This window comes from Spirosoma pulveris, assembly GCF_054781875.1.
In genome coordinates this window covers 1-21,630 of record NZ_BAAGTO010000020.1, presented here as the reverse complement: position 1 = coordinate 21,630, position 21,630 = coordinate 1, and the positions used below count along the sequence as shown (strand labels likewise).

Annotated in this window: 24 protein-coding genes, 3 tRNA genes and 2 pseudogenes; 13 read left to right on the top strand and 16 right to left on the bottom strand. The window is 44.8% G+C overall.

Going from position 1 to position 21,630, the window contains the following annotated elements:
- Window positions 1-15: 15 nt before the first annotated feature.
- From ACYVJM_RS30365 to ACYVJM_RS30325, 9 genes are all read left to right on the top strand, one after another.
- The gene (locus ACYVJM_RS30365; protein ID WP_461151883.1) at window positions 16-1,485 is read left to right on the top strand and encodes a DUF3945 domain-containing protein; all 1,470 of its coding nucleotides are present in this window, start codon (window positions 16-18) and stop codon (window positions 1,483-1,485) included.
- 39 nt (window positions 1,486-1,524) lie between these two features.
- Window positions 1,525-2,892 (top strand): toprim domain-containing protein, encoded by a 1,368-nt coding sequence (locus ACYVJM_RS30360; protein ID WP_461151882.1) that lies wholly within the window; start codon window positions 1,525-1,527, stop codon window positions 2,890-2,892.
- A 59-nt stretch (window positions 2,893-2,951) separates the two neighbouring features.
- A complete protein-coding gene (locus ACYVJM_RS30355) occupies window positions 2,952-3,155 on the top strand; it encodes a hypothetical protein (RefSeq protein ID WP_297366897.1) in 204 nt (67 codons plus the stop codon).
- 147 nt (window positions 3,156-3,302) lie between these two features.
- Window positions 3,303-3,971, top strand: a complete 669-nt coding sequence (locus ACYVJM_RS30350; RefSeq protein ID WP_461151881.1) for a hypothetical protein — start codon at window positions 3,303-3,305, stop codon at window positions 3,969-3,971.
- A gap of 89 nt (window positions 3,972-4,060) precedes the next feature.
- Entirely contained in the window at window positions 4,061-4,450 is a 390-nt protein-coding gene (locus ACYVJM_RS30345; RefSeq protein WP_461151880.1) for a hypothetical protein, read from the top strand.
- Between the two features lie 55 nt (window positions 4,451-4,505).
- Window positions 4,506-4,919 (top strand): hypothetical protein, encoded by a 414-nt coding sequence (locus ACYVJM_RS30340; protein WP_461151879.1) that lies wholly within the window; start codon window positions 4,506-4,508, stop codon window positions 4,917-4,919.
- A gap of 67 nt (window positions 4,920-4,986) precedes the next feature.
- Entirely contained in the window at window positions 4,987-5,391 is a 405-nt protein-coding gene (locus ACYVJM_RS30335; protein WP_461151878.1) for a hypothetical protein, read from the top strand.
- Window positions 5,392-5,917: 526 nt separating this feature from the next.
- Complete coding sequence (locus ACYVJM_RS30330) at window positions 5,918-6,568, top strand: hypothetical protein (RefSeq protein WP_461151877.1); 651 nt, start codon at window positions 5,918-5,920, stop codon at window positions 6,566-6,568.
- 8 nt (window positions 6,569-6,576) lie between these two features.
- Window positions 6,577-6,777, top strand: a complete 201-nt coding sequence (locus tag ACYVJM_RS30325; RefSeq protein WP_461151876.1) for a hypothetical protein — start codon at window positions 6,577-6,579, stop codon at window positions 6,775-6,777.
- A gap of 513 nt (window positions 6,778-7,290) precedes the next feature.
- On the opposite strand, the gene ACYVJM_RS30320 is transcribed toward ACYVJM_RS30325, so the two are convergent.
- The 4 genes from ACYVJM_RS30320 to ACYVJM_RS30305 all read right to left on the bottom strand — a co-directional run bounded on the left by ACYVJM_RS30320 (window position 7,291) and on the right by ACYVJM_RS30305 (window position 10,348).
- Complete coding sequence (locus ACYVJM_RS30320; protein WP_461151875.1) at window positions 7,291-7,452, bottom strand: hypothetical protein; 162 nt, start codon at window positions 7,450-7,452, stop codon at window positions 7,291-7,293.
- A gap of 217 nt (window positions 7,453-7,669) precedes the next feature.
- On the bottom strand, window positions 7,670-8,818 hold the full coding sequence (locus tag ACYVJM_RS30315; RefSeq protein WP_461151874.1) for an acyltransferase family protein: 1,149 nt from the start codon (window positions 8,816-8,818) through the stop codon (window positions 7,670-7,672).
- A 106-nt stretch (window positions 8,819-8,924) separates the two neighbouring features.
- Window positions 8,925-9,344 carry a hypothetical protein gene (locus ACYVJM_RS30310; RefSeq protein ID WP_461151873.1) on the bottom strand — a complete coding sequence of 140 codons (420 nt, stop codon included), beginning with the start codon at window positions 9,342-9,344 and terminating at the stop codon, window positions 8,925-8,927.
- A gap of 185 nt (window positions 9,345-9,529) precedes the next feature.
- On the bottom strand, window positions 9,530-10,348 hold the full coding sequence (locus ACYVJM_RS30305; RefSeq protein ID WP_461151872.1) for a hypothetical protein: 819 nt from the start codon (window positions 10,346-10,348) through the stop codon (window positions 9,530-9,532).
- A 359-nt stretch (window positions 10,349-10,707) separates the two neighbouring features.
- Here ACYVJM_RS30305 and ACYVJM_RS30300 point away from each other — a divergent pair, with 359 nt between their 5' ends.
- From ACYVJM_RS30300 to ACYVJM_RS30290, 3 genes are all read left to right on the top strand, one after another.
- Window positions 10,708-11,424 carry a recombinase family protein gene (locus tag ACYVJM_RS30300; protein ID WP_461151871.1) on the top strand — a complete coding sequence of 239 codons (717 nt, stop codon included), beginning with the start codon at window positions 10,708-10,710 and terminating at the stop codon, window positions 11,422-11,424.
- 106 nt (window positions 11,425-11,530) lie between these two features.
- Window positions 11,531-12,469, top strand: a complete 939-nt coding sequence (locus tag ACYVJM_RS30295) for a hypothetical protein (protein WP_461151870.1) — start codon at window positions 11,531-11,533, stop codon at window positions 12,467-12,469.
- Window positions 12,469-12,924 carry a type II toxin-antitoxin system VapC family toxin gene (locus tag ACYVJM_RS30290; protein ID WP_461151869.1) on the top strand — a complete coding sequence of 152 codons (456 nt, stop codon included), beginning with the start codon at window positions 12,469-12,471 and terminating at the stop codon, window positions 12,922-12,924. Before ACYVJM_RS30295 ends, ACYVJM_RS30290 begins: the two co-directional genes overlap by 1 nt.
- A gap of 141 nt (window positions 12,925-13,065) precedes the next feature.
- On the opposite strand, the gene ACYVJM_RS30285 is transcribed toward ACYVJM_RS30290, so the two are convergent.
- From ACYVJM_RS30285 to ACYVJM_RS30230, 12 genes and pseudogenes are all read right to left on the bottom strand, one after another.
- Window positions 13,066-13,449, bottom strand: coding sequence for a hypothetical protein (locus tag ACYVJM_RS30285; RefSeq protein ID WP_461151868.1), 384 nt, complete (start codon window positions 13,447-13,449; stop codon window positions 13,066-13,068).
- Window positions 13,446-13,841, bottom strand: a complete 396-nt coding sequence (locus tag ACYVJM_RS30280; protein ID WP_461151867.1) for a HEPN domain-containing protein — start codon at window positions 13,839-13,841, stop codon at window positions 13,446-13,448. The genes ACYVJM_RS30285 and ACYVJM_RS30280 overlap by 4 nt, the downstream gene beginning before the upstream one ends.
- A 522-nt stretch (window positions 13,842-14,363) precedes the next feature.
- A tRNA-Ser gene (locus ACYVJM_RS30275) sits at window positions 14,364-14,449 on the bottom strand.
- 127 nt (window positions 14,450-14,576) lie between these two features.
- Window positions 14,577-14,647: transfer RNA gene (locus ACYVJM_RS30270), tRNA-Cys, on the bottom strand.
- Window positions 14,648-14,662: 15 nt separating this feature from the next.
- Window positions 14,663-14,742 (bottom strand) — tRNA-Tyr (locus ACYVJM_RS30265).
- A 173-nt stretch (window positions 14,743-14,915) separates the two neighbouring features.
- Complete coding sequence (locus tag ACYVJM_RS30260; protein ID WP_461151866.1) at window positions 14,916-15,497, bottom strand: hypothetical protein; 582 nt, start codon at window positions 15,495-15,497, stop codon at window positions 14,916-14,918.
- Between the two features lie 2 nt (window positions 15,498-15,499).
- Window positions 15,500-15,937, bottom strand: coding sequence for a hypothetical protein (locus ACYVJM_RS30255; protein ID WP_461151865.1), 438 nt, complete (start codon window positions 15,935-15,937; stop codon window positions 15,500-15,502).
- Between the two features lie 516 nt (window positions 15,938-16,453).
- Window positions 16,454-17,845 (bottom strand): annotated as a pseudogene (locus ACYVJM_RS30250) (IS3 family transposase).
- 679 nt (window positions 17,846-18,524) lie between these two features.
- On the bottom strand, window positions 18,525-18,785 hold the full coding sequence (locus ACYVJM_RS30245; RefSeq protein ID WP_461151864.1) for a hypothetical protein: 261 nt from the start codon (window positions 18,783-18,785) through the stop codon (window positions 18,525-18,527).
- A gap of 309 nt (window positions 18,786-19,094) precedes the next feature.
- Window positions 19,095-19,301 (bottom strand): hypothetical protein, encoded by a 207-nt coding sequence (locus ACYVJM_RS30240; RefSeq protein WP_461151863.1) that lies wholly within the window; start codon window positions 19,299-19,301, stop codon window positions 19,095-19,097.
- A 370-nt stretch (window positions 19,302-19,671) separates the two neighbouring features.
- Window positions 19,672-19,899, bottom strand: coding sequence for an IS3 family transposase (locus ACYVJM_RS30235; RefSeq protein WP_461151910.1), 228 nt, complete (start codon window positions 19,897-19,899; stop codon window positions 19,672-19,674).
- 42 nt (window positions 19,900-19,941) lie between these two features.
- A pseudogene (locus ACYVJM_RS30230) lies at window positions 19,942-20,133 on the bottom strand (DDE-type integrase/transposase/recombinase); the annotation flags it as partial.
- 419 nt (window positions 20,134-20,552) lie between these two features.
- Between ACYVJM_RS30230 and ACYVJM_RS30225 the strand changes: the two are divergent.
- The gene (locus tag ACYVJM_RS30225; protein WP_461151909.1) at window positions 20,553-21,614 is read left to right on the top strand and encodes an IS110 family RNA-guided transposase; all 1,062 of its coding nucleotides are present in this window, start codon (window positions 20,553-20,555) and stop codon (window positions 21,612-21,614) included.
- The last annotated feature ends 16 nt before the right edge of the window (window positions 21,615-21,630 follow it).

Genomic DNA, 21,630 nt, shown 5'->3' with positions numbered 1-21,630 from the left:
TAAGATTATAGTTGTATGCATGAAGGACCGAAAGTCACAGCGCAAGTGAGGGCTTCAAGGGCACAGCAGGTGCTTGATCTGGTAGGGGAGGCCATTCTTAAAGAGATTCGCCAAGTACTAATCAGCGACGAACCTGTGGGGGAGCCGATCCGGTATGTATCGGAAATTGATTCAACTAGTCAGCCGCCTTCAATCGAATTGAGATTTGAGAATACGTCTCATACCCAGCATCTGTATCAGTGCTTACCAATTGATCCACAGATTGATGTGTATTGTGCTTTATCCTCATCAATTCGTTACACGATAAATCAGTACAAACCTTCTGACATACGAAAGGAACCGGAGGCAGAGGTATACATTTTTAACGACCAATCTGCCGTCGTATTGATTGAGGAAAAGTATCGACGAGACGAACCGCTTTTTTTCCCTACGCTCAGGGCCATAAGCTGGAAACAACCTGTGCTCTTAGTTGGTGATCCCGATTGTCCTACAGAAATGAATCTTTACCGGTTGGGTTATCGGGAAGCTATACGCACCATTGAAACTATACTTTATAGTCACTATGACCCGAGCATGCCACTAGTTGGCTACGGGTATGTTGGAAGTCAATTTCACGTAACAGTTTTCAATAAAGGGGAATCACCCAAAGTCGTGACTGTCGTTGGTACTTTACCGGGTACAGGTCAGTTTGTGGACCTGCGTCAGGCAAAACTTGTTTCGGGTGAATCGTTGGTTGGATCACCGGTAGCTGAAAAGCCAGTAGTAAGCCATCTACTCCAGCCATTGGTATTGGAAACTCGATACCCTGATTCACTGCTCGAACAGGCTAACCGTCAGTTTGCTGTCGAGCTAATCGGGGAGAACGCAAAGCGATTGCTCAATGGCCAAAAAACGGATGTCGTCACAACAGGTGATGGCAATACCGGTAAGCTATATGTGTTAAATACGCCAGACGACGGCCCACAACTTGTACTTCAGGACGTTCAGCAGAAGTTGACACTCAAAGAAAGTTACCTGGGGCATATCTTCTCTGAAAAGGATAAAGCTAATCTTCATAAGTACGGCGACATGGGCCGGGTAGCCGAACTAATCGACAAGCAGAGTGGCCAAAAGTTCACTGGCTTCATTGGCGTTGACAAAGACACGAAGACACTTACGGTACTTCGTGTAGATGTGATTCGACCGAAAATTGAGCGGATGTCCCATTTGAAAGGTGTAACGCTCAATGGCCTGCAAAAACAGCGGCTGATTGAGGGAAAGGCCGTTCGGCTCGATAACATGACCAGTAAAGCCGGTACATCTTTTTCGGCTTACGTGCGTGTCTCAGCGGTAAGCCGAGGCCTACGTTTCGACCACATTCCAACCGCTACATCCGAAAAAAATGGTTCGATCACCGCATCTGACTCCGGCGGTAAAAACAATGAAAGTAAGAGCGAAACAGCAAACGCTCCTCGGGCAAAGCGGGCATCTAAAGCAAATTCCTAAGCAACTTCTCTCAACGTTATAACCAACTAACATACACGTATGCTGACTACAAAGCCGCAGTTATCCGACTACAAGCAGCAGATTGACCTGGTGCAGTTTCTGGAGACAGAAGGTTTCACGAAGGACCGGCGAAAATCGACCCGGCGCTGGCCAGTGCTTGAAAACGCCGAAGGTCGAAAGCTCATCATCGGCAACAATCAAAAAACAAACGAATACTTTTATTATAACCCAGAGGACCGCCGTGATCGGGGGACGATTGTTGATTATGTAATTGATAAACTACACATCGACACGGCAACAAGGGAGGGCTGGCAGCAGCTTCACGAGTTTATTGGCCGGTACACGGGTGATTTATCACACCTTGCTAATAGCCGTTCCACTGGTACGGTTGAAAGTCAACCGCCCGCTGAAGCGACCCGAAGTAAGGCCATGTCTAATTACTTCAGGCTTGATCCGTTGACCAACACGGATTATCTCTTGGAAAAGAGGGGCTTGACAGTCGATACAATTGGCCACCGGGCGTTCATCGGTAAAATTTTCAACAAAACGTTCATTAGTAAGAAAACAGGGGAAACGGTCATCAACACGGTATTTCCTATGGAGAGTGAACAGGGCATTACGGCTATTTTACTGAAAAACGACAGTCCTACGGGTTTGGTCAATGGACATACATGGGGCGAACGCCTAGAGAGCATCTGGGTGTCGAACCTGCCCAAAGGCCATCAACCCAAAGAAATGCTGATTTGTGAAAGTCCGATTGATGCCTTGTCGTATCATCAGCTTCACCCACCGAAGGAACCCTACGACCGGGTCTATGTGGCTACTGGTGGGCAACCTTCTTCACTTCAGCCCCTTACCGTACAACGGTTAATTGACCGGGTGAAGCCGGAGCAAGTAATTCTGGGACACGATAATGATAACAGCGGCATTCGCTTCAATATTGGCTGGTCAGGTCGACTTCAACTTCTAGGCCAATCCATTGAGCAGGCGAATCACCAATTGAGTATCAATCATAACAAACACAGTAACATTTTATCAATTGACGTATATGGGTTACCGGTTGAAGAAGCAAAACGGCAGGTGTACCTTGAATCACTACAAGAAAAAGTGTTGACAAGCTTAAACAAAGGGTACACACCGGACATGAATCGAGCGACGGCGGATGCTATTGTGAATCAGGGAAACCATAGTTTGCTGACCATTCACTTGCCCAACCACCGCCCTATGCTGACCCGAATTGAAAAACTGGCCATCGAATGGCGGGGTCTAACCGACAAACTGGTTGTCAAACGCCCCTTTGCTAAGGATTGGAACGAAGAGCTTCAAACGCAAAAAGCAAATGTCGAGAGGTCTCAACCCACTTTGAGGAACACACCTTCTAAAGCTACACCACAAAAATTAATGTAATTACTTGATAACCAAATTAACAGCCATTGACTTGATGCCAATGCTTGACTAAATAAAACATGGATGCTGAGCAACAAATGGACATGCAGAGTGGGTACGTTGAGCACGAACAGTATGAGCGATTAGTAAGTGACCTCATTGACCGCATCAACGTTGCTTCGGAGGAAGTGAGCCTATCTAAGCTTGACAAACTGACCATTAGCTTTGGCCTAAAGCTTTTACGATTTGAGCTGGCAAAGGAGGCTGATTTAATGCAAGAATAACCCTTAAACGAACGGCGAACGAAAGGGAGCGGAGGGTTGACTTATATTGCTGTTTAACAGGTAGATAGCCTTGTATTATGCCTATTTAGCTGTATCTTTATAGTGTTCCTATTGCGCGGCACCGACGTGTTACTTCGGGCAAAGACAATGCAAGCGTTAGCGAATGCCTCTGTTGCCGGGTCGCCAGTTGGTCCCTTTCAGATTGTTGATACTGAAACGGGTGAAGTTGTAGACAAATACCTGTACATTCCAGGTAATCCCAAACAGTACCGATTCGACGCCAAAGAGGGCAAGTTCTCCATCCATTATGATGAGAACAATATCGAAAAGCTAAGTTCATCGCTATCGTTTCAGCCCATCGCCTGGCGTATCTTTTCGGATGACATTTTGGGTCAGGGGCTGAAAATATGGGCTGAATTATTTTTCATTGACGAGGCCGATTGCGTTTCGGAAATTTTGTTTCACGGTTACAGTGTGGCTAACCTGGAGCGACTTATAACCCCCTTGGTCTATAACCGTATCAAACTCAATGAAGTGGTGCTGACGGTGAATGCGGATAAGCGGGAGAATAACAAAATACAGCCCAAAGGCATATACTACATCGCGTCATTTACCTACAAACCCGCTGATAAAGCCATTACGCAGGAAATGACCGATTACGTGCAGACAGTTAACCTGTACCGTCGTGAGACGCTCACCGAGACGGGGAAAACGCAGGTAGCTAAAAACGTATTCAACCCGTTTGTGGATCTGCTTCCCGAACCCGAGCCAAGCGAATTGCAGGAAGAAGCAACCGAACAGACTGCATTGGCCTGATGCGAATTGAGCTGGACCCTATTGTCCAGCTCTTCTTTACTTTTTATTGATTCTGTGCGGCTCCGTCATGTTACAGCGGGCACTTACGAATGGCAACGAAACCCGTTCCCTCTCCTCAGCAACCTATACCGGTATTTCTGATCGACGCTACTAATAAGCAGGTGCGTCCGGTTTCACATGATGGCTCATTAGAGCAGTTTTATAAGTGGATTGATTGTGACACCATAGATTATACGGCCCGCCAACCTGATGGAGACGGTATTTTCTGCAATGACCTTCTCCCTAATGATCCTTACCAAGTAGCTTTCAGGCTGCGTTCTACCGGACAGATTATTTTCGGTAATGGAGTATGGACGGGTAGTAATGGGGAGGGTGATACGGTAACTCCCGGCGCAACTCTAGTGGAGGTAACTGCCGAAATTGAGTTTTTAGGCCCAATAGCCTACAAACCTGCGCCCATTTATGTGTTTTCATGGTAAATGATCACGGCCGTCCTAGCAGAAAGACGGCCGTGATTTTAACTCCTTATCAAAGATGACTGAGCTGTTAAAAATTGACCCCTATCTGGAAAAGGTATATCCCGTTGACATAGACGATTCACTGGTCGACGTTTGTCGACAAATTGGGGCTCGTCGGCTTACAATTGCCGGACAACAATCAATCGGTACAGACGACTGTTCTGATGCTGCCTATTGCGATGATGAAGCGCTCTACACGGAACCTCTGCCGCCTGCATTTCGCTTAAGGACGACTGGCCACATTATATATGGGTGTGCCCTCTGGCATCGGGTAACGCAGGAGGGAAGTCTGCAGGCACCGGCCTGGACCCAATCAGAATTAACTGACCAGGTGGAATTTATAGGATTTACTTCTCTTGCATCTGCGCAGGCAAATCGGTCTATGCTCGATGACGAAAGCTTGCCTTTAGAGGAGCCTGATGGGGACTAACCAAGAGATACAAGTTTTGGCTAGTATAATATGTATTTTATATTATAACTGTTAAATTTAATGTGAAATGCATATTTTTGAAAATCAATTAGTCGTTGTCCTCAACATGAAAAACATGAAATCAGACGAAAAAACAGTCCAGGCTTACCAGGTTGGCGATATAGTTTGGACAACTGAATCTTTTGGCCCGAATCCCGCAGGCAGTATGGGTATTGTTTACGAAACGTATCCTGATAACGGGGTGCCTGAGTCTGAAATAGTCAGCATCTTATTGACAAACGGGCATGACATTGGCAGCTTCAATCAAGCAGAGCAGACAGAAAGTCTAACGTGGTTGGCTCATGTGGACATTGCATATGCTTATAGTAGCCCCAATCAACTCATGACAGATTTTCGTGACGGCTATTTTAATCATGCTTTTGCTGAAGCACGAGCCGTTGCCGATCAGGTTGGTGTGGGCAGCTTGGCTTAAGCATAAAATAGGGGTTAGTGTACTTCAACCAGTTGAATAAACCCGATGGAGATTATTCTAGCAGAGTTCATTAGTTGTCCTTATTTCTTTGTCAATAACCAGCTTACTGAACTGTGCGATTGGTTCACAAAGGAAGCTCATGTACTTGCATCCAATTATGCTATTGGCGGATTGTTGATCGCATTTTTGCTGCTGATCGGTTTATTGCGAGTAAGTCAGGAATAGGCCGCCGATTGTTTAACTGTCCGGCTCCGGGATGTTACACCGGGCACGTAGAATGATTACTAAGTTGCCAGACAAATTGAGTTCGCACTAAACCAACCGCCTGTTTTCAATTCTGGCTTCCCATTTTGACCATGATCGGATACCGATGGTTGGTGCATCCAAGGGTGGACAAAACAGAAAACGACTATCCCTACTCCGTTCATACGCCCGTTATCCGTCAGTCTCTTGCACCAAATGGCGTATATTTGGCAAGGCCGCTTTAGGCCGAGCCTATATTATGCCTGGCTGGAATCGCCGATTTATGGAGCAGGAGACTTCTTTAAACAACTTACAGACTAACCAATCTGCCAATGCCTTTGCGGTGGTAGATGATTACCGAATTTTGCTGGATAACGCACAGGCTGTTGTTCATTTTTACGAAGGAAGAGGAGATTGGGGAAGACTAGTCAGAAGCGTACCGATTGAAAAATGGTCGGGAGACTGGTTAATTAGGACCATCGGTCGATTCTTTCGGCTCAATTACCAGTTAAGTGACGATAAGGTAATTGCATCCGTACAGAGGAATGGGTATCTGACCGTACATGTAAAGCACCGCATTGGTGGAGCCATTCTTTATCAACGTGCATTAAAGACAGAATTCTGGGACTATTGTGTAAGCTACAGGGGAGAGCTAGGATTTGGGTTAACGGTTCATGCAGCCATAACTGATTTGCGAAGCAAGCTGGCTGCTCGAACAAACGTCGAACAAGTTGAAATAACGCTCCAACTTGGCTCATCCAGTCGATTTACCCAGCACCAGTTGGAAGCCTTTTGTGAAGCTAATGGTCTAATGCCAGGTAGTCGCTACACACGTCAGCATCTTCGTCAAGCTATTCTGCGTCAGCGAAAAATGAACTGTGAACAGTTCCGCAACCAACTTGTTTACTTCGATATTCGGATCAACTGTAAATAGTCCCTAGCATGAATCGTAAAACCCCAAATAGACCATTTGCGGCTGATTATACGTATACCGTTGAAGGAAACATCATTGCAATCATTGATCTTGATCTTGGTAACAGGAGCGTCACGAACGACATGCATTATGTATTAGCAGAAATCCGTGCTGAGGTAGGTGATCTGTCGGGTTGCAGCGTCATTTGCCGAGATAGTATGGGACATTAGGACGGTGTTCGAATGGTCAATAATTCTGTTCATTTTTACGGGCTCGGTGAGGCTGAAAAGCAGAGCGCGATGAGTAGATTATTGCATTTACTCGATCAATAATACATTCTGCATAAAAGAGAGTTTTACTAAAATGGCTAGATAAAGTTCTAGTTGGTTGTGGTTTAAACAAATTGGACGTTTGTCTGAACGATGATTGTATAGAAGAAAAGGACTGTAGATGCCCTAAATGTGTTCAATAAAGCCGTTCAGTAATTTAGTTCAATATTTGCGGTTGTGTTGAGGTTTGTTTGGTTGAATGTCTTACTGCTTCGGTATTTAGAAGGCTCGTCATTCAACCCTTTTATAGGACTTCATTAGTTGAGAATTCTCAATAAAAACTATCTGCTCTTCTAATATTCGAGATAGGAGAATAGATGATTGGGATAACTACTATCGTCGATTCTGTTCTATTGAGAAGACAACTGGATTTACTACTGCGGATGATTAGCGAATGGGTCAATAGCGACCGAATTAGTTAGGAGTCAGTGACTGGAGTATAGTGGCCGTGTTGCCGTCACCAAGCTGCGATACATTGGCGGTGTTTCCAATCGAGCCAGTCGTTGATCCGTTCTGAACAATAATCAGCGTATTACCATCATAGGTTTGAGTGGAAATTTCGGAGGGGTTGACCAACTGATTTCGAAAAAGGCTGATAGGTTGTTTCGCCTTGAAATGACCGCGCCGCGGTGGCCAGTTTAAGTAATTGATAATTTATTTGTTAGGTTTAAATTGTTCTGAAAAGCTAGCTGGTCAATTTGCTACGAAATCGGCTGGTCAAGAGCACTTAAATCTCCACCATACCGACTGTTTCACCACTGAGTATGAGCTTTCGTCGGGTGATGGACACTTCTTATTTAGCTTCGACCGGGGGCAACCCACCGGGGCGTACAGCTACGGGGCTATTTATTTGTTTGAGGGGCAGTAATTTTCTACTAAACCAGATAGTTAAGGGCTTTTCGATTCGCAGATAAAACGGAATGCTGATAGCTGTGCAACCAATGACCATAAATAACGAATAGGTCACGGGGCCGACAATTGGAAATGGAAGACGTTTAATAAAGCCAAGCGAATACCCGAGGATAGTCTGATGAAGGAGGTAATTAGAGTAAGAAGCATCACCCACTAGAATAATCCATGCCGGTATGCGAAACGAAAAGAACCTTTCAGCAAGTGTCGATCCTAACAATAAAAGTGCGCAGGGGATACCCCATACTAAACTTCGCTTAGCAGCCAGCGAACTATTGAGGGCCAGAAATTGGGGATCGTGAAAGTCATTAAAGTTCAGCCAAATAAAGCTCACTATAAGGCCTGAACCAAGTAATAGACTAATTCCTGCTATGAGGTTCCAGCCAATTGTTTTTTTTGCCTGGTCGTAAATAAGTCCGGCCAGTACACCCAATGCAAATTCAAAAAGAAGGGGTGATGTTAAAAAATCAAGCGTGGTGCTCTGGGGACTAAATAGCAATCCTGCTATGCTCAAGCCAACGAGTAGGCAAGACAATAGGGCTGGGATATGCTTGGTTCGCCAAACGAGTAGCAGCGTAATCAATAGGTAAAAATAAAGCTCATAGGATAATGACCAGCCAGCGGGTATGATAGGATTTGTAAACGGATTATCAAAAATGGGAAGAAAGATAACGGTTTTAATGATCGCCCTAAATCCAGCAACAGCATGTCCATAAAAATAGTCAATTATGAATTTACATAGGGATAGACCCCAATACAAAGGCAGGATTCGGGCAACTCGCTTGACTGCAAAGAACTTCCAACCCTCCATTTCGTAGTATGAGCCAATAATGCGGGTCATAATAAACCCACTAATAGCGAAAAATAGGTCAACGCCTAGGGAACCCCAAATGCGTAAAGAACCAACAGAAGATTCGGGGCTGTATCCAAATAAGTTTTCAGCTCTTTGAATGCAATGAACATAAACCACAAGGATAACGGCAATAGCCCGTAATGCCTGAATTGAATCAAGCTTATGTGTACTTATTTTCATGGTGTGAAACTTTGGGTAGTCTTGCCGTTTCGTACAAAATCCGTCACTTGAGTTATATTTTACGGTCCGCCGTTGCGTATCGCACGGCAAGGCGACGCCTAATGACCTACTTCTTATCCAATTTACTTCCCGGATGCTGCTCGACCGAATAGAGCGTAAGCACCACACGCGCACCAACTTCGGCAATTCTGGCCAGTATCGTGGTCGAAAGATGGTGACTGAACTCCCTGGGCTCATCTCCGCATTGATAGCCAATATCGAATTCGCGACGGGTGCAGGCTGCCCACAGCTTACGGGAGGACTCGTCCAAGGCATCAATTGCCATGAGCATGACACCGATATTCAGGTCAGGTTCTGAGCAAGATCCACTGGTCTCGAATCTGGCTGACCACAAACCGTTCTGTGCCGGTCCAACGTAAAGCGAGCAAAGCACTCCATTACTCACCAAAGCCTCGGCCAGCGGAGCCAGGTCATACGGAGCCAAAAGATCGAGATCGGTGTTGATGTAGAAAATTTCGCGTTTCATAGGAGTTGCTCAACGTCGTCTATCGGTTCGGGGTTATATTTTAGCTAGGTTGAGGGTTCCAAGTGACGGATTTTGTACGAAACGGCAAAACTACCCATAGATGTGTATCTGCTTACAATAAGAACCCTGTGATCAATCATTTATTAACAAACAAAAGATGCCGATATGGACGCATGTGTGATTTGTTAATCCCCTAATGAAGATGTGTATGGAGTATGCCCAGAGCCAGAAATTGGGTGAGCAGGAGGAGTCGATACTCCGTTTCCAAATGGCTGAGCTGGAGGAGTCGTTGTTGGCGGTAAAGGCTGTATGTCAACGCCTAAAATTTCAATTGGTGAAATTGGCGGCAAGCTATCAATGTAGCTTCTTAGGGTAGTAGTAAAGTTTTTGTCTGTATCAACCTGCTGGTTTGTTAGTCGAACCTGCTCATATCTTCTTAAAAAGCGTTTTGCTACTTCCGGATTTTCGTCCAAATCCCTTTTGACCAATACTAATGAGTCTTTAAATAAGTTTGTAAACGTGGTTACATTGAATATTATAGTACCATTTTCATCAAAAAATAATCGTTCGCCCGGTCTTTTCGATAGACCAACTTGCCTTGGTAAAAATAAGTGAGCTGCGCCGTGCCTAAGCAAGTTTTGTATTGGTTCACTTAATATTTCGTATTCTTCAGGTAAGTAGTGAGTAAAGTAATATGTCCAGGCTTCACTGTGATTTTTAAAGTATAAGAGTTCATCCCCATCGTACAATGTCTTTCCGAGGAGTTCAAGCATCGACGTAACACTAAGAAGCTGACCTACGGCTGCTAAACCGTATTTCTTTTCCTCATCAAGTGTTATTTGTTCGAGATTTTGAATGTCACCCAGGAAAAAGCCAACAATCACAAGATCCCAAATCTTGTTCACTTCTTCTGTAACCTGCTGGTCAGTCAAGCTATCAACGCTCGCTTGAGCGCTGGACTTTATGGCTTCTGTTTTAGCTCTTGCTACCTCTGCGTTAGTCATATTGAATTAAATTTAATAATAAAGAATAATCTTGTCTGTACTACTGCAACTCAAATCGAAAACCATAATATGATACCTTTGACAAACCCATAACGCACGTAATGGTGTTGTAAAATAAGGCTATTTAAGTATATCATTTGCACTAATTAGACTCGTTAAGAAATGGAATATTATTATGTTTACATAGTTACTCCAGAAGGGCCAATGCCCATAGGAGACTTCCCGGAGCACTAGGGAATTATTGCCTTTGATTCAAGCGAAAGGCTCACTCTTGAGGAGGCAACTCAGCGTCGTGATAAATTGGCTCTTCGCCACCCTAGTCATGTGTTCTTTGTGTCAAAGCTTAATGACTAGGAGTAATGGCGAAGAAACCAACCTCTGCAACTACCTCCGGTGAAAAGCAGTATGTGCTTTACTTTCGGGTGTCGACAAAGAAACAGGGAGAGTCCGGCTTAGGGCTGGAAGCTCAGCGGGCGTATATCGATCACTATTACGCTGGTAAGCCAATCCTGGCAGAGTTTACTGACGTTCGATCCGGTAAAACCATAGCCAAGTGGCCTGAGTTGATGAAAGCATTAGCCCTCTGCAAAAAAGAGGGAGCTACCCTGGTTGTTGCCAAAATCGACCGGTTAAGCCGCAACACAGAGAACGCTCTGTACATCTACAAAGAATTGAATGAGCGGTTAGAGAGCTGCGACATCCCCAACCTCGACAAGTTTACGCTCACGCTATTCATGGCCATTGCTGATCGGGAACGGGAGTTAATCAGTATCCGGACCCGGCAGGCATTAGAGGCCCGGCGTAACCGGTTAGGTGAGTGGAGATCCAGCGGGCCAAACGAGAAGAAAGCGGCCGCGTCGGTGCTGGGTGTTCGGATCAACAAAGAGATGGCTGCGGACAATGACAATAATCGCCGGGCTACCTCAATGGCTGAAATGATGCAGAGCGTAGGTAAGAACCTCAGCGAGATAGCCAGCGAATTAAACCGCGCTGGCTTCACTACAGCGCGTGGATGTAGCTTCCAAGCTACTCAAGTAATGCGGCTACTTCAGCGGTCAAAACTGTTGGCAAATTAAAACTAGTCAGTTGCGCGTTGGTTTGTCACATTGCTACTTACTTGCATGCAGATTGCAATATGCCTTAAGAAACATTATAAACGCAGGCGCATCGCCTTACTAGAGGATGGAATATGAGATTCGACTTATGGGGGCTGAGGAAGACGATGGAACTATTGAGTTTGGTCGGCTAATGAGTCTTGCTAGTGGTGTAAAAAACATTGCAAAAGGAGCCCTTCAGATTAGGCTCAATGGTTTTAGTAGGCTCAAAAATCCAATTTCTAGGCGGATACAGAATGCGCTTAAAATAAATTTGACTGCTGTAAGAGAAGAGCGGTCTACAGTGCTCATAGTTGAATGTAACCCTTTCGGAGAGTCGTTACAGGGGATTCAGGGAGATATTTTTAATCCATCAATCTTAACGACTTTACCTACACTAACGCCCATGTCCCTTTTTATGGAGGCTTTTAGGGCGGCTATAAGTGCAAATAGTAGCGATAGCTCGTATGAGTGGCTAGATCGTCCCCTTCTGACAGATCTAAAAAATTTCCGTAAAGTTTTTTTAGAAGATGGAGAGACCATTCGGTTTGCCAACAGGGGGTCAGTGCCGGAGTTGTCATTGCGTCAATCTGACTTTCAAAAGATAACTACACTAGAGGAGTTAACACCAGAGTCTAGGGAGATAATGGTCACAGGCCGTTTAGATGAACTGAAATATACAGGCTATAGGGTTAGACTTGAAACGTTGCAGGGCCCAGTTAATGGCGTCATAAAAGATAATGTGAAACACGAAGAAGTTAGTACGTTTTGGGGCAAACAAGTCACTGTTTCGGGCCGAGGCCACTATAAACCAAGTGGGAAGCTTTCGTTCATTGAGATTAATCGAGTAACTGAGGCGTCCCCCAATGATGCATTAATCCTTCGTGTCCCCAAGGCCCAAACTATTGAGCAACAAATTGAAAGCCAATTGAAACAAGGGAAAGGGCGTAATCGCTTAAATGAAATAGTGGGACAATGGCCTGGTGATGAATCTATCGATATATTATTGTCTCAGCTTTCGGACTAATGCGTTTCTTACTAGACACAAACATACTCCTCAACCTACTTCGCGCAACTGAATTATATAAGAAAGTTGAACGCGACCTCGATCTGTCTAATCCCAGTAATGATATTCTAATCTCAGCTGTATCAAAGGGAGAATTAATGGCTTTAGGTATACGCAATAAGTGGGGAGCCTCCAAGATGCACTCTTTGAGCGAGTTGTTGAATAAGCTCGTAATAATTGATATTATAGCAGACGACCATTCTCTTTTCGACATATACTCACAAATGGATTGCTATAGTCAAAACGTTCTCCCAGGCACTTCTCTGCCTTCTACTCATAGTGCTCGGAAAATGGGTAAAAATGACCTTTGGATAGCTGCTGCAGCACATTTAACGAAATCGACTCTGGTAACCACAGATGGGGACTTTGTTAATCTAGCGCTTAAATACATTAGCCTCAAACATGTGGTTGTTTAGTATGAACTTAAGGCCTTATTATCCTGTAATCAAGGTTTGAGCCTATCACCGAATCAAATTACACACAATGCCACCGTCAATGCTTGTGATCTGCAAGTTATATTGTGCTTACAAATGTCTGTCGATCAACAATATAAAGTTTTATGCAGCTATTGAGGGATTACATGAAAGGAAATATGCATGCTTAATCACTAACCCGTTAAACGTACAATTAGCAATCAATACAGAACTATGAGCTACGCTTATGGGAAAAGTGGATTTAAGAAGTGACGAACTATTTTCGTCAAGTATGATGATACGAGTAATAATGCTTAGTTGACCTAAATCTAATCTTTCACGCAATTTATTAGATAAGTAATTTAAGCTCTCACGTTTTTTGTTTTGACGAAGCCAATCGGCTGATACAACGAGATCCCATCTGTTATCAGCATCTTCTCGTAAGAACAACGCAAACAATTCGTAATTGCCTCGTTCATCCGCAGTTTCAATCTCAATTGTTAGCAATTTGTCAACTATCTCATTCATAGGTTATTAATAATAATCTTGGCGCTATCAATCATATCTTTGGCATCCTCTTCGGTGACGTTACCGGACGGGTTATATCGGACTTCTGGTCGCCAGCCGCTGACGAGTGACCATTCACTGAAATAGGATCCTTTTAGTGTTGCTTCGGCTCCACTCAACGAAAGTAACTTGTCTAGATCGTGTGTTCTAACGTGAGATTTTCCGGAAAATTCACTACCAGTACTCGGAAAGCCAGCCCATCTTTCCCTTAGACAGATTTTGTGTTTAAGGGCAATTTCGACCGAGTAGCCACATAAATATGCAGCACCATCGTAGCGATTAGAAGACAATAGCGTTTCCGCGTCAACAAGTCGATCAAGCGCAGTTTTTTGAAGGTCGGCAGGTGTTATCATTCAATGTATGGTAATTGTAATTTCGTCAATTTTAAGTTTATTTAAGTGTACAACTTTACCTTGAGCAAACGATTGAATCAGAAGCAAGAAGATGACAGTAAAGTTAGTTGTTAGACAGTCTATGTATAGGGGTATTGTAGGTTAAGTGAGTTAAATATATAAAAAATAGGAATGGCCCCTTACTCAGAGGACCATTCCATTTATAAGTCAGCAAAGAGCTTATCAAGCTAAAAGAAGTAGTCCGGCTGTCCTTCTGGCCGAATAACGTTCCCATCAGCGTCCAATAGGTCTATAAGAACTGTTGCATCATTATAAACCATTGAATGTAATTGAGCCCCACATTTAGGACAATCAACAGTCTCCCGCTCCTTACACCCCGGGTTACTCCCTTCTGAAATTGAATAGCGCACGGTAGCTCCGCACTTACATTTTACGATAGACATGATTGATGCTATTTTTGAATAAATACTATTTTAATGGTAAGTAAAGCTCAAAGGTAATTATAATTCGATAGACTAATCGCAGAGAGGGCGGGATTTGAACCCGCGAGACGAAAGACGTCTGGCACCTTAGCAGAATGCTGGTATAAGCCGCTCACCCACCTCTCTATGAAGGGTCGCGTTTGAAACACGACCCTTTGTTGTCCTGCCAGGTCTAGAACTTGGAACCTTCTGAACCAAACCGCGACGGCGGACCGTTCAGGCGCACTGTCAATTGAGCTACAAGACAGTATTGAGGTCCGTCCCGGATTCGAACCGGGGGTATAGCTTTTGCAGAACTGTGCCTTACCACTTGGCCAACGGACCAGCTAAAGAATTTTGTGGGAGTAGCAGGACTCGAACCTGCGAAGCCGAAGCAGTGGATTTACAGTCCACCGTAATTGCCGCTATACGATACTCCCAAAAGAAAAAGCCCCTGCCGTTGGTATCCGGTAGAGGCTTCTATAGTAAAGTCTTTTGAACTTTAATCAATAGTCATACCCCCATAAGGCCAACTCTGGCTTTGTGGTTGATATTGATATTGACAGTTATTGTTCATGACGCAAAGGTAAATGAAAATCTGAAAACTCTAAATTCACTGATTGCCTGACTTCGGTTTTCTTTTTGCCCTGGGTTCTTCCTTTTCTTGTCCCTTCTCCGGAGTTCCCCGCTTTGCTTTAAGAAATTCTTGAAACTCATCTATGATATTATCTCTGTATTTCTCCTTTGCTTGCTTATCGGCATACCAAGGATTCGCATCATCCCTGCCAATTCTAAAATCGAGAAGTTCTTCACATTCATTAAGGAGTCGATCTATTCGCTTCATATCTACTTTAATCTCAGTAGCCTGATCGAGCATCAGGTTCATAGAGCGCTTGTTGCTCTGTTCGGCGTGGCGGCTGATCATGTCTAAGTTCTTAGATTTCCTTCCACGATGTAATGTGGAATAGATTTCAGCTTGGCCATCTATCAAGGTTCTTAAACTGCCTAGAACCTCTGTCATGGCATAGCAGAGATAATTAATTTGCTTGTCTCGGTTGAAGTGCCTTAAGTCACTGTCTACAAAATCTTCGACCTTCTTTTTTGCTAAGCGCCTGTAAGTCTCTTCGGTTATTTCTCCTGACTCTTTGCATTTAATCAGCGCTTCCAGTTCTTCTCGGGTTGCCTTGGGGATCATTTTTAATATGGTGTAGATTTAGTTGTGAGAATATTCTTTAGGCGTATCGCTCTCATATTGGCTATTCTGGCTTTGCTAATCGCCTCCTCTTTCCGAATCACATTAGCAGTTTCCATCATGGAATGTCCATCCATCGTTTCAATTCTCTCTAGTCGCGCATGAGCCTCGTTGATTAAGCTAATGAATTGCCCTATTTCTTTTGTAAGCTCATTTGACTCAGCAGCAGGCCTGGCTGATCGCCTTCCATTAAATATGCCAAGCGTTGACCTAATCTGGGTGTCAAGGGGAGCGCACCTGATATTATTGACCGTTATTTTAACTATTACACTACCTGGTTCATTGAGTGCCTCATTGGAAGATTGATCAATGTCCTGATGATCCGGCTTAAACACGAATCGCATGTGATAGGGCTGGCGGGAGAGCAGCGGGTAATAGTGCATAGCAGTGGTTTTGGTTTAGGCATAAGCAGCTTTCCATCTACACATACTATTAATTTGACACCTATATAAATTAATGGAGAGAGTTAATATGAGCTGACGTCAGAGCTATTTTGACTCCACCTAAAATGCCAAAAATTAAGTTAGAGGACAGGCAACAACATTTAACAAAACAACCAGCCCCTAAAAGAGACTGGCTGTTTTCTTCTTCTATATGTTTGACTACTCAAAAGTAGATTAAATGGATCACGCTCATTGACAAATGGCCATCACCTATTTTCGATTCTGCCATAAGACCCGCTTCAATTCAAGTGATGCGGATAGGGTATCTCTTTCGCTTGGTAATAATTATAGTCGACCAGTATAAGTAGGTATCTCAAATCGGACAGCTTCTCAATAGGCGGGCTAAAGCCGTGAAAGCGAAACTTCCCATCCTCCATGAGTCGACCTGAAACGCCTTTATACTGTATATCGTCAACCGAAAGTGGACAGATGCGGTTGAAAAGAGAAGAGACGGATTTAATCGCTTTGAACTCGCTGAAAAATATGACTTTTCCGCCGTTTGGCCATCGTTAGCTGCTTGATTTTTTGCCGTTCGGCTACGATTTGCTCTTGGCGGCCCCAGTACGCATCGGCAGGACGTACATTCTCCAGCGATTCATGATAGCGTTGGTGATTGTAGTAATCGACCCACTCGGTTAAGCGATGCCTCAATTCATCGGGACTATAGTAGTGTTCCAACAACAGCACATTTTTCATCGACCGGTGATACCGCTCTATTTTGCCTTACGTCATGGGGTGAAACGGCGCACTGCGAATATGCTCAATACTTTCCCCTTTAGATACTCCTTTAAATACCGAGACACATACGCCGACCCATTGTCGGACAACATGCGGGGCCGTTGACCACTTTTCAGACTGCTCGCTTTCAAAGCTGTTTGCATGGTGCGCTCTACGTCCGTTGCTTGCATACCTGGACACAATTCCCAAGCTAAGATGTAGCGTGAATAGTCATCCAGCACTGTCGAGAGATAATACCAGCCCCAATTCTTGATCTTAAAGTAGGTAAAGTCAGTCTGCCAGAGCTGGTTGGGTGCCGTAGTGGGATTATAGAACTCATCAGCCGCTTCCATCAATCGGTAGGCTGGGGTCGTAATTAAACCCCGGCTTTTCAGGATACGATAAACCGTAGACTCGGACACAAACCAGCCCTCATTGTCAACAATATAACAGGCTAGTTCACGACAAGATAGATCAGGGCGTTCGAAAGCTAACTCCACCACGCGCCCCTTTTCAGTGGGCGGTAACTGGTTCCAGGCACTGGTGCGACGATAAGTTGGATCAGCCAAGCCATCAAAGCCGTCACTTAAATAGCGTTTGTACCACTCATAAAAGGTAGATCGATTGATACCTAACTCACGAAGGGTGGCTTTGACACTTAAAGATGACTGCTCGACCAGGGTAATGATTTCCATTTTCTCCGATTGGGTCATACGATGGTAGCGGTTAGTCGTCGGCTCTAAGGTTTTTTTTTAACAACCGGTTCTCCAGGCTCAATTCGGCCACCAGTTGTTTGAGGGCTTCATTCTCGGACTTGATGGATTGGACTTCGGGCGCGGTGGCTTCTCGTGTGGTATCACCAGCCAAGCGCTTTTTACCAGCTTCGAGAAATTCCTTACTCCAACGGTAGTAAATATTGGTATTGAGCCCTTCTCGCCGACAGATTTCAGCAACTGATTGTTCGCCTTGCAGGCCTTCCAAGACGATGCGAATTTTTTCTTCAGCCGTGTATTGGCGTCGGGTCTGTCGCTGGATGTCTTTAATGATAGATAGCGCGGGTTTGCGCTCAGAGGAAGTGGCTTGAGTCGTTTTAGAACGGCTAGGAGGAGATTTTTTGGTTGAATTGGACATAACCAAGGTGATTTTGGTGAAACAATTTAATGAATTGTCTCTTCTCTTTTCACCCGCATCTGTCCAATTTCGGTTGACGATATACACCAATTGCTAGTGAAATTTAGGTTTTTTACCGCCCGGCGGCCCGGCCTACTTTTCACTGGCTCACTTTTAAGGGTTCAGGACATAAATACCATAATACGGTGCCAAGTCTCACTCATAATTATTTAAGGGGAAATTGATGAAGCAAATTAAGATAATAACCCCACAGAGCAGGTAATTAAAGATTAGCCAATATAAACCGCATTAAGAGCTAAAACTTCATTATCCAACCCTTGATAATTAAGCAGACCGGTTATGGAAAATTACTAATAAAGTAGAGCAGAATACCGACTACGACCCAAAACGTACGATCTTTTTCGGGCCTGTACTGTTTATCGTGATTCAGCAGTTCTCGGAAATAGGCGAAGCTAGTTTATAGGCGTGTAAATCTGCCCTGTTGGAAGATGAAGGCTTAGTACAGATAATAAATATGGAACTAAAAAGCCGCGCTCAGATTCTGCTGACGCGGCTTTTTAACTAGGTGAGAATTGCTTGGAGAATTACTTATTCTCTAGTTTAATAACCACAGTGTTTAGGAGGTTTTCGATTGTTTAGTGATCTCAAATTTTGAGATCACTAAACTTTACTCACTCTATTACCCTACACCAACATGGACAGTATGGCATCCTACAAATGGAAGACATACTGTGATGGAAACGCAGGCACCTGCGACATTTTCTTCCAGTGTAACATTAGCATTAAAGTTGATTTTGTCTGCCGAATCACTTTTGAGCTGTGTGAGTTGAGCAGTACCTTCTTTGAGAAAAATTTCGGTCATTTTAAGGCCGAAGTCATTTGTTTTCGTACCACCTTGAACAGGGATGTGATCTTCCAAATACTGTGCTGTGAGAGCCATTTTTGTAGATTGTTAGAGGTTATAGAATTATACATTTCTAACCATTAGAAACTTCACAAATTTCGAAAGAACTGTACCCAGCGGGTATGGGAAAATTGCCCCTTTCGTCTGGGAGAAATACTCTTTTGTAACGTGCAAAAAATCATAGTCCATTAAAAGGTTCTGACCGGTTATCATTGGAAAAATTATTTAGGGCTGGAAGTCTATTAGGAAGCTATATGCCTGTTTTCAGACTGAAAGGCTAATAGGTGATGTCTGTCGTCAAGTAAAGATGGACAGATAGGGTGTGTCAACAAAATTCAGGACGGGTCAGACTTCCCACCAGGGCCGTCCGCCAAATGGCCACTGTCGGTTATTAGGCGCCGCGATCCAATCGGTCCAGATGCCCAGTTCCACGCCAATGTTGTAACTGCGAAAAGCGCCCTGGTAACGGTGAGCAATTTGGTAGGCCAGCTCATACATGGCCTCGGCGGCCTGCCCATTCCAAAACATGGCCGCATCGATCCATTTAGGCAATCCGTAATGATTCAGAGCTAGTTCAGTCTGGCCGTGGCTGATGATCTGTAAGCGGTCTATTCAGGCATAATGTGGACAGCGTTTCGTTTTGTCCCAGAGTACCGTATCGCGGAACAGGGTAAGACCCATTTCCCAGGCCCGCCGGTAATCGTCCTCCATCTAGTCTTTATGGCCGGTGTCGCAGGTGTTGGAAAAATGGAGCCAGCGCCCGTCATCACCCCATCCTCGCACGACGCTGCCGTCGAAGCACATGCCATAGTTCATAGACGTGTCAATTGTTAAGGCTAATTCTAGTAATACTGTTTATTTCATGATTAGAATTTAATCGTCCCTTTCGTCCATTTAGCAGAGCAGTCTGAGGTGGTCCGGTTTAGCGGCACACTGAACTTGCAAGTTTTGTATAATACTCACTCTCGAACTGTTCAGGGCTTTTATAGCCCAGCGACGAATGCTTTCTTACCCGGTTATAGTATATCTCAATATAGTCGAAGAGTTCGGTCCGCGCATCATCTACGCTCAAAAACACGCCCTCTTCCAATAACTCCGCCTTCAGGCGGCCGCTTCGGCGGTCCGATCCACAACGACTCTGCAAAGGCATTGTCGTAGGGATCGTCGGCCACCGTGGCGCGGCCCGACTCATGCTAGGCCTGATGTGCCACAAACGCGCTAACTCCTTCAATTCAGTTGATACATACTGCCCTCCTCGATCCGAATGAATAATTAGCCCTTCGGCAGGTTGACGCAACTGCAACGCACGGCGTAATGAAAGTATAACCAGTTCATCGCCCATCGTTTCACCCACTTGCCAACCCACTACTTTGCGCGAGAACAAGTCCAATCAAGCAGCTAAGTAGCCCCAGCCTCCATTAATTAAAGGCAGATATGTAATATCGCTGACCCAGATCAAATTGGGAGCCTTGTGTAAGGGCTGATTTAATAGTAAATTCGGCCGCACGGGCGGCTCCGCAGTAGCCTCTACCATGGGTACTATCAGTCGTGCGGGGCACAAATGATTTAGCAGGGCCGCCCTTTAGGTTTGTGGCGTGATAAGAAACCAAGATTTGGTAGCTTGCCAGTAGTCAACCAGAGTGGGGTACACTAAAGGGCCGCCGAGGAGTTAGACCTAAGCACAGATTTAGTCCCCACTCTGTCTGACCTGCCCAGACTCGGATAGAAATTAGGGTTCGCGGCCCATGAAAGGGTTCGAGTAAAAGCAAGTTGTTGGCTACATGATCAAAACTAAACAACGACATAGACTTTTGCTACTTCATCGGTATCGACATCGCCAAAGATACCCTCGATTGGGCAGTATATACCCAGCAAGGTGCGCAACTCAGCACCCACGCCCCCAACACTCTGGCAGGCATTAAGTCCGCCTTCACTGAATTGAAAGCATTGCCTGGCTGGCATTATAAACAGGCGGTGTTCTGTATGGAACACACTGGAATTTACAATGCCCATCTGTTGGAGTGGCTTGACCAACAGAAAATGGCCATCTGGCTGGAGTCGTCTTTACAGATCAAACAGGCCGGGGGCATGCAGCGGGGCAAAACTGACAAGGTGGATGCCCAACGCATTGCCCAATATGCGTATCGCTTCCGTGATCAAATACGCCTGTGGGAGCCACCACGCGAGGTTATTCAGAAACTGGCCTTTTTGAGTACCACCCGCCAGCGGCTCAATCAAGCCTATAATCTGTTAGCCGTACCTGTCGCTGAACAAGAAACATTCATCCGTAAATCCCTGCAAAAGACCCTCAAAGGCAATGTCAAAAAGTCACTCATCGCCCTCAAAGAAGAGCGAAAAGCCGTTGATCAACAGATTAAAGAACTCATTCAAGCTGATGCTCGGTTGAAAGAGTTATTTGAGTTGATGGTGTCGGTGCCAGGCGTAGGTCCGGTCATCGCTACGGAACTTCTCTTAGCGACCAATGAAATGCAGGCGATCAACGATCCCAAAAAGTTGGCCTGTCATGCGGGCGTAGCTCCGTTTGAGTACCGTTCTGGCAGTAGTATCCGAGGACGAACGAAAGTGAGCCATCAAGCCCGTAAACGGCTGAAAGCTCTAATTCACTTAGGCACTATGTCAGCTATCCAAGTGAAAGGCGATCTTCAGGATTACTACGAGCGGAAACTCAAGGAGGGGAAGCCGCCGATGTTGGTTATCAATGCTGCCCGCAACAAGCTTATCCATCGTGTTTGCTGTATGTCGTCAAATGAAAGTGGACAGATGCGGGTGAAAAGAGAAGAGATACTTTTAAGCACTTTGAACTCGCTGAAAAATATGACTTTTCCGCCGTTGGGCCATCGTTAGCTGCTTGATTTTTTGC

What these genes read in the sequence shown, in the direction of transcription:
- ACYVJM_RS30365 (WP_461151883.1), top strand. Translation starts at nt 16, where the DNA reads ATGCATGAAGGACCGAAAGTCACAGCGCAAGTGAGGGCTTCAAGGGCA.
- ACYVJM_RS30360 (WP_461151882.1), top strand. Translation starts at nt 1,525, where the DNA reads ATGCTGACTACAAAGCCGCAGTTATCCGACTACAAGCAGCAGATTGAC.
- ACYVJM_RS30355 (WP_297366897.1), top strand. Translation starts at nt 2,952, where the DNA reads ATGGATGCTGAGCAACAAATGGACATGCAGAGTGGGTACGTTGAGCAC.
- ACYVJM_RS30350 (WP_461151881.1), top strand. Translation starts at nt 3,303, where the DNA reads ATGCAAGCGTTAGCGAATGCCTCTGTTGCCGGGTCGCCAGTTGGTCCC.
- ACYVJM_RS30345 (WP_461151880.1), top strand. Translation starts at nt 4,061, where the DNA reads ATGGCAACGAAACCCGTTCCCTCTCCTCAGCAACCTATACCGGTATTT.
- ACYVJM_RS30340 (WP_461151879.1), top strand. Translation starts at nt 4,506, where the DNA reads ATGACTGAGCTGTTAAAAATTGACCCCTATCTGGAAAAGGTATATCCC.
- ACYVJM_RS30335 (WP_461151878.1), top strand. Translation starts at nt 4,987, where the DNA reads ATGCATATTTTTGAAAATCAATTAGTCGTTGTCCTCAACATGAAAAAC.
- ACYVJM_RS30330 (WP_461151877.1), top strand. Translation starts at nt 5,918, where the DNA reads ATGGAGCAGGAGACTTCTTTAAACAACTTACAGACTAACCAATCTGCC.
- ACYVJM_RS30325 (WP_461151876.1), top strand. Translation starts at nt 6,577, where the DNA reads ATGAATCGTAAAACCCCAAATAGACCATTTGCGGCTGATTATACGTAT.
- ACYVJM_RS30315 (WP_461151874.1), bottom strand. Translation starts at nt 8,818, where the DNA reads ATGAAAATAAGTACACATAAGCTTGATTCAATTCAGGCATTACGGGCT.
- ACYVJM_RS30310 (WP_461151873.1), bottom strand. Translation starts at nt 9,344, where the DNA reads ATGAAACGCGAAATTTTCTACATCAACACCGATCTCGATCTTTTGGCT.
- ACYVJM_RS30305 (WP_461151872.1), bottom strand. Translation starts at nt 10,348, where the DNA reads ATGACTAACGCAGAGGTAGCAAGAGCTAAAACAGAAGCCATAAAGTCC.
- ACYVJM_RS30300 (WP_461151871.1), top strand. Translation starts at nt 10,708, where the DNA reads ATGGCGAAGAAACCAACCTCTGCAACTACCTCCGGTGAAAAGCAGTAT.
- ACYVJM_RS30295 (WP_461151870.1), top strand. Translation starts at nt 11,531, where the DNA reads ATGGAATATGAGATTCGACTTATGGGGGCTGAGGAAGACGATGGAACT.
- ACYVJM_RS30290 (WP_461151869.1), top strand. Translation starts at nt 12,469, where the DNA reads ATGCGTTTCTTACTAGACACAAACATACTCCTCAACCTACTTCGCGCA.
- ACYVJM_RS30285 (WP_461151868.1), bottom strand. Translation starts at nt 13,449, where the DNA reads ATGAATGAGATAGTTGACAAATTGCTAACAATTGAGATTGAAACTGCG.
- ACYVJM_RS30280 (WP_461151867.1), bottom strand. Translation starts at nt 13,841, where the DNA reads ATGATAACACCTGCCGACCTTCAAAAAACTGCGCTTGATCGACTTGTT.
- ACYVJM_RS30260 (WP_461151866.1), bottom strand. Translation starts at nt 15,497, where the DNA reads ATGATCCCCAAGGCAACCCGAGAAGAACTGGAAGCGCTGATTAAATGC.
- ACYVJM_RS30255 (WP_461151865.1), bottom strand. Translation starts at nt 15,937, where the DNA reads ATGCACTATTACCCGCTGCTCTCCCGCCAGCCCTATCACATGCGATTC.
- ACYVJM_RS30245 (WP_461151864.1), bottom strand. Translation starts at nt 18,785, where the DNA reads ATGGCTCTCACAGCACAGTATTTGGAAGATCACATCCCTGTTCAAGGT.
- ACYVJM_RS30235 (WP_461151910.1), bottom strand. Translation starts at nt 19,899, where the DNA reads ATGCCTTTGCAGAGTCGTTGTGGATCGGACCGCCGAAGCGGCCGCCTG.